A 14,274-nucleotide genomic window follows, 5' to 3' on the forward strand; every position below is an offset into this window, starting at 1 on the left:
TATTTGTAACAACGCTCTTGTGCATAAACAATACGTTATTGCCAACAGCACTGAACGGGTACAGTGGTTCTTGCTGACAACAGGCTTAAAGATCGCCTTAACACGGGATACCTGATAACTGGATTATATTATGACACATGCAGACTGGCTGATTCTTGGGTATACAACTGTTATTATTATTTTTGGTATTGTATGTTATATCGGATTGCTTAAATTGATAACGAAAGGCAAGCATGAAAAATAACGCACTTACCGGGAAGAATATACTCTCAGGAGATAAAATGCTTCGGCAATGATATGACACCACTGCCGAAATGCTATTTTTACAGAAATCAATCAGGTATTGAGGGTGATTTTATCATAGCCGCGCCAGCGATAATTCAACAACGAGAGCAGCCAGAATAGCACAAAAGCCCCCACTACCCAGAAGCCCACGTTCCCCATATGATCGTTAAGCGTGCTTACGGTCTGCCAAAATGTTCCGCTTAACTGTAACGCATCATCAATCAACCCCAGCGCCTCAAGCCCGCCAATCGCCAGCGCGACAATGACGGATGCGGCTGTAATGGTCATATTATAATAAAGCTTACGTAATGGATGCGAGAAAGCCCAACCGTAAGCGCCGACCATGACAAAGTTATCCAGGGAATCCACCAGCGCCATCCCGGCGGTAAACAGCACAGGAAAAATCATCATCGACCAGAGAGATAGCCCCTGGTTGGCTGCTGAAGCGGAAATGCCCAGCAACCCAACCTCGGTTGCGGTATCAAATCCCAGACCAAACAGAAAACCGACAAAATACATATGCCAACTGGAAGTGACCAAACGAAACGTACGCTGAAATATACGCGTCATCAGCCCGCCAGGTATCGCCTCGTCAGGCGCCCTCACTGACTCGCCGCGGGTAACCGAGCGAAATTGCCGCCAGACGTTGAACAAAATAAACAGGTTAAGCAGGGCCATCGCCAGCAGAAAAAAAGCGGAAACAGCCGTACCAATCAACGAACCATATTGATGCAAAACATCAATACGATCGCGAAATGCCATCGACGTCACAACAATCGCCAGACATGCCAGAACGACAATGGTCGAATGACCCAATGAAAAAAACGCCCCCACGCCTAAAGGCGTTTTACCCTGCTGCATCAGTTTACGGGTGACGGTATCGATGGCTGCGATATGATCGGCATCAACCGCATGACGCAGCCCAAAGCTATACGCCAGTATGGCTGCGCTTAGCATGACTGCATGGTGATGAAAAACACAGAACGCCCAAATCCAGGCCAGGATGTTAACCCCGACAAGAAAGACGGTTAATGCTATTCCCCGTCGTTTAGTATGATTATTCATGCCCCTGCACCCACTATAGTTTTAATTAACGCTACGGTTTGTAGGGGGAATGTATGATCATTTGATTAAAACGTCACACCTCAAGATGCGACTTTTTGTAAACGTGCTTTACCGCTGACACATTTGTGCGCATTACTGCGGGACAAGGCTTAAAAAGCGTATCCGAACGTATAACCCTCCCAACGCTTCGCTACGGGAAAAATGGGGATGAGTACGGTGCAGGCGTGCGATATCATTGACCAAAGCCAGACCAATGCCCGCCCCGGCCACATTTCCTACGTTATCGAGCCGGTGGAACGGCTGTAGCGCCAGATGGATGTGTTCATCATCAATACCGGGGCCGCTATCTTCGACAACCAGCGTCACGGCATCGCCATCCCGTTCAAGCCGCGCGGTGACGATGCCTTGCTCAGGCGTGTATTTCAGCGCATTATCCAGCAAGTTTCCGCATAGCTCGCTAAGCAGTACCTCATCCCCCTCGATCCACATCGCTTCCTGTTCGCCTTCGTAGCCCAGGTCGATATGTTTACTCCGCGCCTGCGCCAGGCGGGTAAAGCAGCCGCTCTGTACGATATCGTACAGATTCACCGGTGAAAAGCGCCGCTCGCCCTGCTCTTTATGCTTTACCGCAGAAAGTTGCAACAATCTTTCCGTGAGCTGAATGGTACTATCCAGCGTTACGCTCATCGCCTGCAGACTTTCGTACCAGTGATGAGGGTGCTGGCTGGCTAACGCCACCGCCGCCTGCGTTTTTAACACCGCCAGCGGCGTTTTTAACTGGTGAGAAGCATCGGCACTAAAGCGTTCCTGCCGGGAAAGGATGCCGCGGAGCCTGTCAATGTAGCGATTAAACGCCACGATTAACAAGCGTGTTTCCGACCACGGCAGCAGTTCCGGCAGCGGCGTTAGCAGACCCGGTTCGCGGCGTACCATTAATGACGAAAGTTGACGCATAGGGCGCAGGATCCGGCGTAATAACCAGCCAACCAGCACCAGGGTCAGCAACACCAGCAGCCCCTGTGAGATCCAGGAAGAGAACAGCAGTTGGCCCGCCAGATAACGACGGGACTGCAGCGTCTCTGCGACATAAATCTCCGCCATGCCGATAATGCCGCCTTCGTTGACCGGCTGTAGCAAACGCGCCACGCGGATCGCCTCGCCGCGATACTCGGTATGATAGAACCACGCCAGCGCCGGATAAAGCCGGGTACGGGGCGTAGCGGGCGGCATGACGGGCAGATCGTCATAACCGGAAATGACCTTTCCGGAAGGGTCGACGACTTTGTAATAGAGTCGATCATTCATATTAAGCTCGAAGCTATCCAGCACCACCCAGGGCACGTTAACTTCCAGATGGTTATTGCGCACCACCAGCCGTTCCGATACCGTTCGCGCCGAGGAGAGCAACGTACGATCATAAGCCTGAGTGGCGGCCTGTAGCGCATTGACATAGCTGTTAAACGCCGACAGCCCCCATAGCAGAATCAGCGGCAACCCCAGGAACAGTAAGAGTTGCAGGTACAACGATTGCGGCTTAACCCACTTCATCGCCGCGCTCCAGCACATAACCCAGGCCGCGCAGCGTCGTAATTCGTACATCGCTTCCCTGGAGTTTTTTACGCAGTCGATGAATATAAAGTTCGATGCTTTCAGGGCTTACCTCATCGTTCAGGCTGAACACCTGTTCAAAAAGCTGCTGACGCGAAACCGGCCGCGTTCGTCGGTACATCAATACGGTTAAGAGCGCCTGCTCACGCGGCGTCAGCGCTAACGGCTGTCCCTGTAACAGAAAATACCCTTCATCATGAAAGATCAATTCACCCAGTTGCTGAACTTCATGAACCTGCCCAGCGCTGCGTCGGAGCAAGGCCCGTAAACGAGCATCCAGCTCTTCCAGTTCAAAGGGTTTCGGCAGATAGTCATCGGCGCCGACGTTGAGACCTTTTACACGATCCGCCACCGCGCTTCGCGCCGTGAGCAGCAAAACGGGCAAGGTCTGACCGCGTTTACGCAGCCGTTGCACCACCTCCAGTCCATCCATTCCCGGCATATTGATATCCAGCACCGCCAGCGCGTACATTTCACTGTGCAGAAGATGGTCAGCCGCCAGGCCGTCAAATACGCAGTCCACGGCAAAGCCGTTTTGCACCAGCGCTTTCTCCAGCCAGTGAGCCAGCTCACGGTTATCTTCCGCCAATAAGAGACGCATATCACATCCTGTAAAGTTTCTGCCGCATTGAAAGGGAATTGAAAGGTTATTGTTTTAACAATCACGCAACCGAACTGCTACATGTCGGCTCACATAATCACAAAAATCTTCTTCCGAACCTGAAAAATCCGGACGTCCGGCGTGAGGATAAAAAATGAAAAAACAATTAATTCGTACCCTTACTGCAAGCATTTTATTAATGAGTACCTCTGTTCTGGCGCAGGAGGCGCCGTCGCGAACGGAATGTATCGCGCCAGCCAAACCTGGCGGCGGTTTCGACCTCACCTGTAAGCTGATTCAGGTGAGTTTGCTGGAGACTGGCGCTATCGAGAAACCTATGCGGGTAACGTATATGCCCGGCGGCGTCGGCGCTGTGGCCTATAACGCGATAGTCGCCCAACGCCCTGGCGAACCCGGGACTGTGGTCGCCTTTTCCGGCGGTTCGCTGCTCAACCTGTCGCAGGGGAAATTTGGTCGCTACGGCGTGGACGATGTGCGCTGGCTGGCAAGCGTGGGCACTGATTACGGCATGATCGCCGTGCGTGCGGATTCCCCGTGGAAAACGCTGAAAGATCTGATGACGGCGATGGAAAAAGATCCCAACAGCGTGGTCATCGGCGCTGGCGCCTCTATTGGCAGCCAGGACTGGATGAAGTCGGCGTTGCTGGCGCAAAAGGCGAACGTCGACCCGCACAAGATGCGCTACGTTGCCTTTGAGGGCGGCGGCGAGCCGGTGACGGCATTGATGGGCAACCATGTTCAGGTTGTCTCCGGCGATCTCAGTGAAATGGTGCCTTATCTGGGCGGCGACAAAATCCGCGTCCTTGCCGTCTTTTCAGAAAATCGTCTGCCGGGCCAGCTTGCCAATGTCCCTACCGCTAAAGAACAGGGCTACGACCTGGTGTGGCCGATTATTCGCGGCTTCTATGTCGGGCCCAAAGTCAGCGATGCCGATTACCAGTGGTGGGTGGACACCTTCAAGAAGCTCCAGCAAACCGACGAGTTTAAAAAGCAGCGCGATCTGCGCGGCCTGTTTGAGTTCGACATGACCGGCCAGCAGCTCGATGACTACGTGAAAAAACAGGTTACTGATTACCGTGAACAGGCGAAAGCCTTCGGACTCGCGAAATAATCGCGGAGGCAATGATGAGCGATCGTATCTTTGCGGGTATCTGGCTGTTGCTCTGTATCGCCGGGCTATTCATCGCCTGGCAGATCCAAAGCGAATACAGCTATGAACCCGTCGGTCCCCGCCCTTTTCCGCTGGGGATTATCGGCCTGATGGCGCTCTGCGCGCTGGCGCTGTTATTACGCCATCCCGACACGGTTAGCTGGCCGCGCCGCCATGTTCTGCAAAAGCTAATTACCATGATCATCATCCTGTTGATGTATGCCTGGGGATTCGAATGGCTGGGTTTTCCCATCGCCACCGCGCTTCTCACCATGGTTATCGGGATGCTGTTCGGCGCCACGATTCCGGCGGCGGGTATCTCCGGCGCGGTATTGGGCATTCTGCTGTGGTATGCCTTTGACCGGCTGCTTGATGTCACCTTACCTCTCGGCGCCTGGCTGAGTTAACGGAGCAACGATGGATACCTGGATATATCTTTCTCAGGGCTTTGCGGTGGCGATGACGCCGGAAAACCTGGTTATCGCGTTGATTGGCTGCTTCGTGGGCACGATCGTCGGTCTGCTGCCGGGCCTGGGACCGATCAACGGCGTGGCAATCTTACTGCCGCTGGCCTTTGCGTTGCATCTGCCTGCGGAGTCGGCGCTAATTCTGCTGGCGACGGTGTACATTGGCTGTGAGTATGGCGGCAGGATCTCCTCCATATTGCTCAACGTCCCCGGCGATGCGGCGGCGATCATGACGGCGCTGGACGGTTACCCGATGGCGCAGCAAGGGAAAGGCGGCGTAGCGCTGTCGATTTCCGCAGTCAGCTCATTTTTCGGTTCATTAATCGCTATCGGCGGCATCATTCTGTTCGCCCCTTTACTGGCGCAATGGTCGCTGGCCTTTGGGCCGGCGGAATATTTCGCCTTAATGGTTTTTGCCATCGCCTGTCTTGGCAGCATGATGGCGCAAAACCCGCTTAAATCATTTCTGGCAGCACTGATCGGTCTTGGCCTTGCGACCGTCGGCGTGGACGCCAACACCGGGGTTTATCGCTTTACCTTTGACAGCGTTCATCTTTCCGACGGCGTACAGTTTATCGTCGTGGTGATCGGCCTGTTCTCGGTATCAGAAATACTTTTAATGCTGGAACATACCAGTAGCGGGCAAACAATGGTCCGCAAAACGGGTCGAATGTTGTTCAACCTGAAAGAAGGCGCGCAGTGTATCGGCACTACCCTGCGTTCTTCGGTAATCGGCTTTTTTGTCGGCGTATTGCCCGGCGCCGGGGCGACCATCGCCAGCGCCATTACCTATATGACCGAGAAAAAACTCAGCGGCAACAGCGATAGCTTCGGCAAAGGGGATATTCGCGGCGTCGCGGCGCCGGAGGCGGCAAACAACGCCTCTGCCTGCGGCTCCTTCATCCCGATGCTGACGCTGGGCGTTCCCGGTTCCGGCACTACGGCAGTGATGATGGGGGCGCTGACGCTGTACAACATCACGCCAGGCCCGGCGATGTTCACCGAACAGCCGGATATCGTCTGGGGACTCATCGCTGCGCTGCTGATTGCGAACGTGATGCTGCTGATCATGAATATCCCGTTGATCGGTCTGTTCACCCGTATGCTCACCATTCCGCTGTGGTTCCTGGTACCCGCCATCGCTGCCGTATCGGCGGTAGGGGTGTATGCGGTACACAGCACCACCTTCGATCTGGTGCTGATGGTCGCACTTGGCGTGTTAGGGTACATTTTACGTAAAATGCACTTCCCCATGTCGCCGCTGATCCTGGGATTCGTACTGGGGGAGATGCTGGAGCAGAACCTGCGTCGCGCACTCTCCATCAGTAACGGCAATATGGCGATTTTGTGGCAAAGCGGCGTTGCCAAAGCCCTGCTGCTCATGGCGATCATGGTCATTGTCGTACCGCCAGTGTTACGTCTGATCCGTAAACACAGCCGTAAACCGCAGGTTGACGCCAGTTAATTGACTGCTGAAATACGTTGTACTTGTCCGGCCTACGCGCTCATGTGCCAGGCCGGGCAACCCCGCCAGCATCACTCTCCCCATAACTCGCTCATTTTACACCCCTTCTTGCCGTTGTCAGGCTCGTGGCGCCGTTAACCTCACCTTTCTTATTATTAAATATTTGTTATTTTTGATCACAATAATTAAACAAAAACGGTTATTTCATACGCGTTCCTGGAAAATGTCGATATTTTTAATTTATGGCTACGAAATGAGCATCGCCATGTCTCCCTGACCATCTACCGAGAGGAATGATTCTGATGAATGCACTGACTGCCGTAAAAGCGAACACAGATGATTTAGCCCAACGCCATACTGGTTTCACCCTTGCCCCTTCGGCGCAGTCGCCGCGCCTGCTGGCGTTAACGTTTACGGCGGATACCACAAAACAATTTCTTCATCAGGTTGCGCAGTGGCCGGTGCAGGCGCTGGAATACAAATCTTTCTTACGTTTTAAAATCGGCAAGATCCTCGACGATCTGTGCGGCAATCAGCTACAACCGCTGTTGATCAAAACGCTCCTCAACCGTGCACAAGGCGCGCTGTTGATCAGCGCCGAAGGGATCGATGATGTCGCACAGGCAGAAGAGATGGTCAAACTGGCGACGGCGGTGGCGCATCTTATTGGTCGCTCCAACTACGATGCGATGAGCGGCCAGTACTACGCGCGTTTCGTGGTCAAAAACGTCGACAACTCCGACAGTTATCTGCGCCAGCCCCACCGCGTAATGGAACTGCACAATGACGGTACCTATGTTGAGGAGGTGACCGACTACGTGCTGATGATGAAAATCGACGAACAGAATATGGAAGGCGGTAATTCGCTGTTGCTGCACCTTGATGACTGGGAACATCTGGAGTCGTTTTTTACCCATCCGCTGGCGCGTCGCGTCATGCGCTGGGCGGCGCCGCCAAGCAAAAATGTTAGCCATGACGTCTGGCACCCGGTGTTTGATGTCGACCAACAAGGCCGCCCGGTCATGCGTTATATCGACCAGTTCGTCCAGCCAAAAGACTTTGAAGAAGGCGTCTGGCTCAGCGAACTTTCAGACGCGCTGGAAACCAGTCAAAACATCCTCTCCGTGCCGGTACCGGTCGGCAAATTCCTGCTGATTAACAATCTGTTCTGGCTACATGGACGCGATCGTTTTACGCCGCATCCTGACTTGCGTCGCGAACTGATGCGCCAGCGCGGTTACTTCGCCTACGCCGCCAGCCATTATCAAACTCACCAATAAGCGCCACGGCGAAGGAATTACGCGGATGTATGATTTTGTGATTATCGGCGGCGGCATTATCGGCATGTCGACCGCCATGCAACTTATTGATCTCTATCCGGATGCGCGCATCGCGTTGCTGGAAAAAGAGTCCGCGCCAGCCTGCCACCAGACCGGGCATAACAGCGGCGTGATCCATGCCGGGGTGTACTACACGCCCGGCAGCCTCAAAGCGCGGTTTTGTCTGGCGGGCAATCAGGCGACCAAAACCTTTTGCGATCAAAACAACATCCGCTACGACACCTGCGGCAAAATGTTGGTCGCCACCTCGGAGCTGGAAATGGCGCGGATGCGCGCGCTATGGGAGCGGACGGCGGCCAACGGCTTAGAGCGCGAGTGGTTAAGCGCGGCGGAGCTGCGTGAACGCGAACCCAATATCATTGGCCTGGGCGGGATTTTTGTCCCTTCCAGCGGGATTGTCAGCTATCGCGATGTCGCGACGGCCATGGCGAACCGCTTTCAGGCCAAAGGCGGCGAGATCATCTACCATGCCGAGGTCAGCGCGCTAACAGAACATGCCGCTGGCGTTGTCATTCGCACCTCGCAAGGTCGGGAAATCGAAACCGCTACGCTTATCGGCTGTGCAGGGCTGATGGCGGATCGGCTGGTCAAAATGCTGGGCGTGGAGCCCGGTTTTATTATCTGCCCTTTCCGCGGCGAGTACTTTCGTCTGGCCCCGCGGCACAACCGGATCGTTAACCATTTGATCTACCCGATCCCCGATCCGGCAATGCCGTTTCTCGGCGTCCATCTTACCCGCATGATCGACGGCAGTGTCACGGTCGGGCCGAATGCGGTGCTGGCGCTTAAACGCGAAGGCTACCGTAAGCGCGACGTTTCCTTCACCGACACCCTGGAGATTTTCCGCTCCGCCGGCATTCGCCGCGTACTGCAAAACCATCTGCTTTCCGGACTGGGCGAGATGAAAAACTCGCTGTGCAAAAGCGGCTATTTGCGGCGAGTACAAAAGTATTGCCCCAGCCTGACCGTCAACGATCTCCAGCCCTGGCCGGCAGGCGTGCGGGCGCAGGCGGTTTCACCGGACGGCAAACTGATTGATGATTTTCTGTTTGTCACGACGCCGCGTTCCATTCACACCTGTAACGCCCCCTCCCCGGCGGCGACATCAGCGATACCTATCGGCGCGCATATCGTCAGTAAAGTTCAGGCGCTACGCGCAAGCCAGAGCAACCCCGGACGTACGCTGCGTGCGGCACGCAGCGTGGACGCACTACACGCCGCATTTACCCGTTAACCCTTCAGACAGGAAGCAATTATGCAACTTAACGACTCTACCCTGTTCCGCCAGCAGGCCTTTATCGATGGCGACTGGCGCGACGCGCGCGGCGGCGATGTCATCCCCGTGAGCAACCCCGCCAACGGGAAACCGCTCGGCAATGTGCCCAAAATGGGGGCGGAAGAGACGCGCGACGCCATCAACGCTGCCAATCGCGCCCTGCCCGCCTGGCGCGCGCTCACCGCCAAAGAGCGAGCCAATATCCTGCGTCGCTGGTTCAATCTGATGATGGAACATCAGGACGATTTGGCGCGTCTGATGACGCTGGAACAGGGTAAACCGCTGGCGGAAGCGAAAGGCGAAATTAGCTACGCCGCCTCGTTTATTGAATGGTTCGCCGAAGAGGGGAAGCGTATCTATGGCGACACGATTCCAGGTCATCAGGCCGATAAACGGCTGCTGGTGATTAAGCAGCCCATCGGCGTCACCGCCGCGATTACCCCGTGGAACTTTCCCTCGGCAATGATCACCCGTAAAGCCGGCCCCGCGCTGGCCGCAGGCTGCACAATGGTACTCAAACCCGCCAGCCAGACGCCGTTTTCCGCGCTGGCGCTGGCGGAACTGGCCCAGCGCGCCGGAATTCCCGCAGGCGTATTTAACGTCGTTACCGGTTCGGCAGGCGATATCGGCGGCGAGCTGACCAGCAACCCGCTGGTACGCAAACTGTCGTTTACCGGCTCGACGGAGATTGGCCGCCAGCTAATGGAACAATGCGCCAAAGACATTAAAAAAGTGTCGCTGGAGTTGGGCGGCAATGCGCCGTTTATCGTCTTTGACGATGCCGATCTGGATAAAGCCGTCGAAGGCGCGCTGGCTTCGAAGTTTCGCAACGCCGGGCAGACCTGTGTCTGCGCCAATAGATTGTATGTTCAGGACGGCGTTTACGATCGTTTTGCGGAAAAACTCAACCAGGCGGTAAATAAGCTCTCGGTCGGCGACGGCCTGCAAGCCGACGTCGCTATCGGGCCGCTGATTGATGAAAAAGCCGTGGCGAAAGTCCAGGAGCATATCGCCGACGCGCTGGAAAAAGGCGCCCGCGTCATTACGGGCGGTGAAGCGCACAAATTGGGCGGCAACTTCTTTCAACCGACCATTCTGGCGGATGTTCCTGATAACGCGAAAGTCGCCAAAGAAGAGACATTCGGGCCGCTCGCGCCTCTGTTCCGCTTCAGCGACGAGGCGGATGTCATCAGACAGGCTAACGATACCGAGTTCGGCCTGGCAGCCTATTTTTATGCACGCGATTTAAGTCGCGTTTTCCGCGTCGGCGAAGCGCTGGAATACGGCATCGTCGGTATTAATACCGGCATTATCTCCAACGAAGTCGCGCCTTTCGGCGGTATTAAGGCCTCCGGATTAGGCCGTGAAGGTTCCAAATACGGCATCGAAGATTATTTAGAAATCAAATATATGTGCATCGGCCTTTAACAGGAGAGTCGCTAATGAATACCAATAACGCTTTAATGCAGCGCCGTCATAACGCCGTTCCTCGCGGCGTGGGCCAGATTCACCCAATTTTCGCCGAGCGGGCGGAAAATTGTCGGGTCTGGGATGTCGAAGGCCGTGAGTATCTCGATTTCGCGGGCGGCATTGCCGTCCTGAACACCGGTCATTTACATCCGGGCATTGTTTCAGCGGTCGAAGCGCAGTTGAAGAAATTGTCCCATACCTGTTTTCAGGTGCTGGCCTATGAACCGTATCTGGCGTTGTGCGAACGCATGAACCAGAAGGTACCGGGCGATTTCGCCAAAAAAACGTTGCTGGTCACGACCGGTTCAGAAGCGGTTGAAAACGCCGTGAAAATCGCCCGCGCGGCAACAAAACGCAGCGGCGCTATCGCGTTTAGCGGCGCTTACCACGGTCGTACCCACTACACGCTCTCTCTGACCGGGAAAGTACACCCGTACTCTGCTGGTATGGGATTGATGCCAGGCCATGTCTACCGCGCGCTTTATCCTTGCCCGCTACACAACATCAGCGACGACGACGCGATCGCCAGCATTGAACGCATCTTTAAAAATGATGCCGCGCCGGAAGATATCGCCGCCATTATTATTGAGCCGGTACAGGGCGAAGGCGGATTTTACGCCGCCTCTCCCGCGTTTATGCAGCGACTGCGCGCGCTATGCGACCAACACGGCATTATGTTGATTGCCGACGAAGTGCAAAGCGGCGCGGGCCGGACCGGTACGCTGTTCGCCATGGAACAGATGGGCGTTGCGGCAGATATTACCACGTTTGCGAAATCGATCGCCGGCGGCTTTCCGCTGGCAGGCGTTACCGGCCGGGCAGACGTGATGGACGCTATCGCGCCGGGCGGGCTGGGCGGCACCTATGCCGGAAACCCGATTGCCTGCGCCGCCGCGCTGGCGGTACTGGACATTTTCGAGCAGGAAAATCTACTGCAAAAGGCGAATACGCTTGGCAAAACGCTGCGCGATGGCCTGATGGAGATAGCGGAAACGCACCGTGAGATTGGTGACGTGCGCGGACTGGGCGCCATGATCGCCATTGAGTTGTTCGAAAATGGCGACCCCGGCAAACCGAACGCGGCTCTGACCGCCGACATTGTGACCCGCGCCCGCGAGAAAGGGTTAATTCTGCTCTCCTGCGGTCCTTACTACAACATCTTGCGCATCCTCGTTCCACTCACTATTGAGGCCTCGCAGATTCGGCAAGGCCTGGAGATTATCGCCCAGTGCTTTGATGAGGCGAAACAAGCGTAATGTCCAATAAGCAGCGTCGGGTGGCGACGTAACTGTCTTATCCGGCCTACAAAAACCGTTTCGATTGTAGGCCGAATAAGCCAGGCGCCATCCGGTAAACGAGCGCAATAACAATAAAGAGGTTTTAGGATGGGGCAATTGTCAGAATCACATGCATTAGGGGGCGGGCTGAAATCACGCCACGTCACCATGTTATCGATCGCCGGCGTCATCGGCGCCAGCCTGTTTGTCGGTTCCAGCGTGGCGATTGCGGAGGCCGGCCCTGCGGTACTGCTGGCCTATCTGTTCGCAGGACTTTTAGTCGTCATGATTATGCGAATGCTGGCTGAAATGGCCGTCGCCACACCGGATACCGGTTCTTTTTCCACCTATGCGGATAAAGCGATCGGCCCCTGGGCCGGGTATACCATCGGCTGGTTATACTGGTGGTTTTGGGTGCTGGTTATTCCGCTGGAGGCCAATATTGCCGCCATTATTCTGAATTCATGGATACCGGGTATTCCGGTATGGCTATTTTCATTAGTGATTACGCTTGCCTTAACCGGAAGCAATTTATTGAGCGTCAAAAATTACGGCGAGTTCGAATTCTGGCTGGCGCTATGTAAAGTAATTGCCATTCTGGCGTTTATCGCGCTGGGCGCGACGGCGATTAGCGGTTTTTATCCGTATGCTGAGGTAAGCGGTATCTCCCGGCTATGGGATCACGGTGGTTTTATGCCTAACGGCTTCGGCGCGGTGTTAAGCGCCATGTTGATCACCATGTTCTCTTTTATGGGCGCGGAAATCGTCACTATTGCTGCCGCGGAATCCGATACGCCGGATAAACATATCGTACGCGCCACCAATTCTGTTATCTGGCGAATTTCCATCTTTTACCTGTGTTCCATTTTTGTGGTGGTGGCGCTGATCCCGTGGAATATGCCGGGTCTGAAAAGCGTAGGTTCGTACCGTTCGGTACTGGAGCTGCTTCATATTCCGCACGCAAAATTCATTATGGACTGCGTGATTTTATTGTCGGTGACCAGTTGTCTGAACTCCGCATTATATACCGCCTCCCGGATGCTCTATTCCCTCAGCCGCCGCGGCGATGCGCCTGCGATAATGGGAAAAACTAACCGTAGCAAAACGCCCTGGGTGGCGGTTCTCCTCTCTACCGGCGCGGCCTTTTTAACCGTTATCGTCAATTATTACGCCCCGGCAAAAGTGTTTAAATTTCTTATCGACAGTTCTGGCGCCATCGCGCTGCTGGTCTATCTGGTGATTGCGATTTCGCAATTGCGGATGCGTAAAATTCTGCTGGCGCAGGGCGGAGAAATTAAGTTGAAAATGTGGCTTTATCCGTGGCTCACCTGGCTGGTTATCGGCTTTATCTGCTTTGTCCTGGTGGTGATGCTGTTTCGACCGGCACAGCAACTAGAAGTCATTTCGACCGGGCTGTTAGGGCTGGGCATAATAGGTACTGTCCCCATTATGTCTCGCTGGAAAAAACTGATAAGGTGGCAAAAAGCCCCCCTGCAAAACCTACGTTAGTTCTTCCCGGCGTCAGCCGGGAAGCTTCTCAGGAGTAAAAGATGACCGCCCTTTCCCAACCGACGGCCATAGATGGCTATCGCTGGCTTAAAAATGACATTATTCGCGGCACTTATCAGCCGGATGAGAAACTGCGGATGAGTTTATTAACCGCCCGCTATGCGCTCGGCGTAGGGCCGCTGCGTGAGGCGCTGTCGCAACTGGTGGCGGAACGGCTGGTCACCGTGGTGAATCAAAAAGGCTATCGCGTGGCATCCATGTCAGAGGCGGAACTCCTCGATATTTTTGACGCGCGCGCCAATATGGAAGCGATGCTGGTACGCCTGGCGATTGAACGCGGCGATGATGCGTGGGAGGCGGAGATCCTGGCGCGAGCGCATATGCTCAGTAAACTGGAAGCCAGCGATGCCAGTGAACATATGCTCGATGAATGGGATCAGCGCCACCAGGCGTTTCATTCCGCCATTGTCGCCGGGTGCGGCTCCCACTATCTGCTACAGATGCGCGAACGCTTATTTGACCTGGCGGCCCGCTACCGCTTTATTTGGTTACGTGAAACCGTTCTGTCCGTCGAGATGCTGGAAGATAAACATATCCAGCATCACACGCTAACCGAAGCGATACTGGCGCGCGAGGCGGCACGCGCCAGCGAATTAATGCGTCAGCATTTGCTGACGCCGATTCCCATTATTCGCCAGGCGATGGCAGGGAAAATGTAGCCTGGCGCGACCTGATAGCCA

12 protein-coding genes are annotated in these 14,274 nt (G+C 55.0%); 9 read left to right on the plus strand and 3 right to left on the minus strand.

Annotated features, from left to right (window positions below):
• Positions 1-336: 336 nt before the first annotated feature.
• The 3 genes from ACLJRU_RS11190 to tctD form a co-directional block, all read right to left on the minus strand.
• Complete coding sequence (locus ACLJRU_RS11190) at positions 337-1,350, minus strand: HoxN/HupN/NixA family nickel/cobalt transporter (protein ID WP_023235184.1); 1,014 nt, start codon at positions 1,348-1,350, stop codon at positions 337-339.
• Positions 1,351-1,482: 132 nt separating this feature from the next.
• The gene (locus ACLJRU_RS11195) at positions 1,483-2,898 is read right to left on the minus strand and encodes a sensor histidine kinase (RefSeq protein ID WP_000872348.1); all 1,416 of its coding nucleotides are present in this window, start codon (positions 2,896-2,898) and stop codon (positions 1,483-1,485) included.
• Complete coding sequence (gene tctD / locus ACLJRU_RS11200) at positions 2,885-3,559, minus strand: transcriptional regulator TctD (RefSeq protein ID WP_001237934.1); 675 nt, start codon at positions 3,557-3,559, stop codon at positions 2,885-2,887. The genes ACLJRU_RS11195 and tctD overlap by 14 nt, the downstream gene beginning before the upstream one ends.
• 154 nt (positions 3,560-3,713) lie before the next feature.
• Between tctD and ACLJRU_RS11205 the strand changes: the two genes are divergently transcribed.
• From ACLJRU_RS11205 to csiR, 9 genes are all read left to right on the plus strand, one after another.
• Entirely contained in the window at positions 3,714-4,691 is a 978-nt protein-coding gene (locus ACLJRU_RS11205; RefSeq protein WP_000744391.1) for a Bug family tripartite tricarboxylate transporter substrate binding protein, read from the plus strand.
• A gap of 11 nt (positions 4,692-4,702) precedes the next feature.
• Entirely contained in the window at positions 4,703-5,137 is a 435-nt protein-coding gene (locus tag ACLJRU_RS11210) for a tripartite tricarboxylate transporter TctB family protein (RefSeq protein ID WP_001574835.1), read from the plus strand.
• A 10-nt stretch (positions 5,138-5,147) separates the two neighbouring features.
• Complete coding sequence (locus tag ACLJRU_RS11215) at positions 5,148-6,662, plus strand: tripartite tricarboxylate transporter permease (protein WP_000382037.1); 1,515 nt, start codon at positions 5,148-5,150, stop codon at positions 6,660-6,662.
• 302 nt (positions 6,663-6,964) lie between these two features.
• Positions 6,965-7,942 carry a glutarate dioxygenase GlaH gene (glaH, locus tag ACLJRU_RS11220; protein ID WP_000993096.1) on the plus strand — a complete coding sequence of 326 codons (978 nt, stop codon included), beginning with the start codon at positions 6,965-6,967 and terminating at the stop codon, positions 7,940-7,942.
• 25 nt (positions 7,943-7,967) lie between these two features.
• Positions 7,968-9,236 carry an L-2-hydroxyglutarate oxidase gene (gene lhgO, locus ACLJRU_RS11225; protein ID WP_000271897.1) on the plus strand — a complete coding sequence of 423 codons (1,269 nt, stop codon included), beginning with the start codon at positions 7,968-7,970 and terminating at the stop codon, positions 9,234-9,236.
• 21 nt (positions 9,237-9,257) lie between these two features.
• Positions 9,258-10,706, plus strand: a complete 1,449-nt coding sequence (gene gabD / locus ACLJRU_RS11230) for an NADP-dependent succinate-semialdehyde dehydrogenase (protein ID WP_001176530.1) — start codon at positions 9,258-9,260, stop codon at positions 10,704-10,706.
• Positions 10,707-10,720: 14 nt separating this feature from the next.
• Positions 10,721-12,004: a 4-aminobutyrate--2-oxoglutarate transaminase gene (gabT, locus tag ACLJRU_RS11235; protein ID WP_001095556.1), complete on the plus strand. Its 1,284-nt coding sequence runs from the start codon at positions 10,721-10,723 to the stop codon at positions 12,002-12,004.
• 129 nt (positions 12,005-12,133) lie between these two features.
• On the plus strand, positions 12,134-13,534 hold the full coding sequence (gabP, locus tag ACLJRU_RS11240) for a GABA permease (protein ID WP_000531282.1): 1,401 nt from the start codon (positions 12,134-12,136) through the stop codon (positions 13,532-13,534).
• A gap of 41 nt (positions 13,535-13,575) precedes the next feature.
• Positions 13,576-14,253 (plus strand): DNA-binding transcriptional regulator CsiR, encoded by a 678-nt coding sequence (csiR, locus tag ACLJRU_RS11245; RefSeq protein WP_000126152.1) that lies wholly within the window; start codon positions 13,576-13,578, stop codon positions 14,251-14,253.
• Positions 14,254-14,274: the final 21 nt, after the last annotated feature.

The sequence above is a fragment of the Salmonella sp. SAL00653 genome (assembly GCF_046552515.1).
Lineage (GTDB): Bacteria > Pseudomonadota > Gammaproteobacteria > Enterobacterales > Enterobacteriaceae > Salmonella > Salmonella enterica.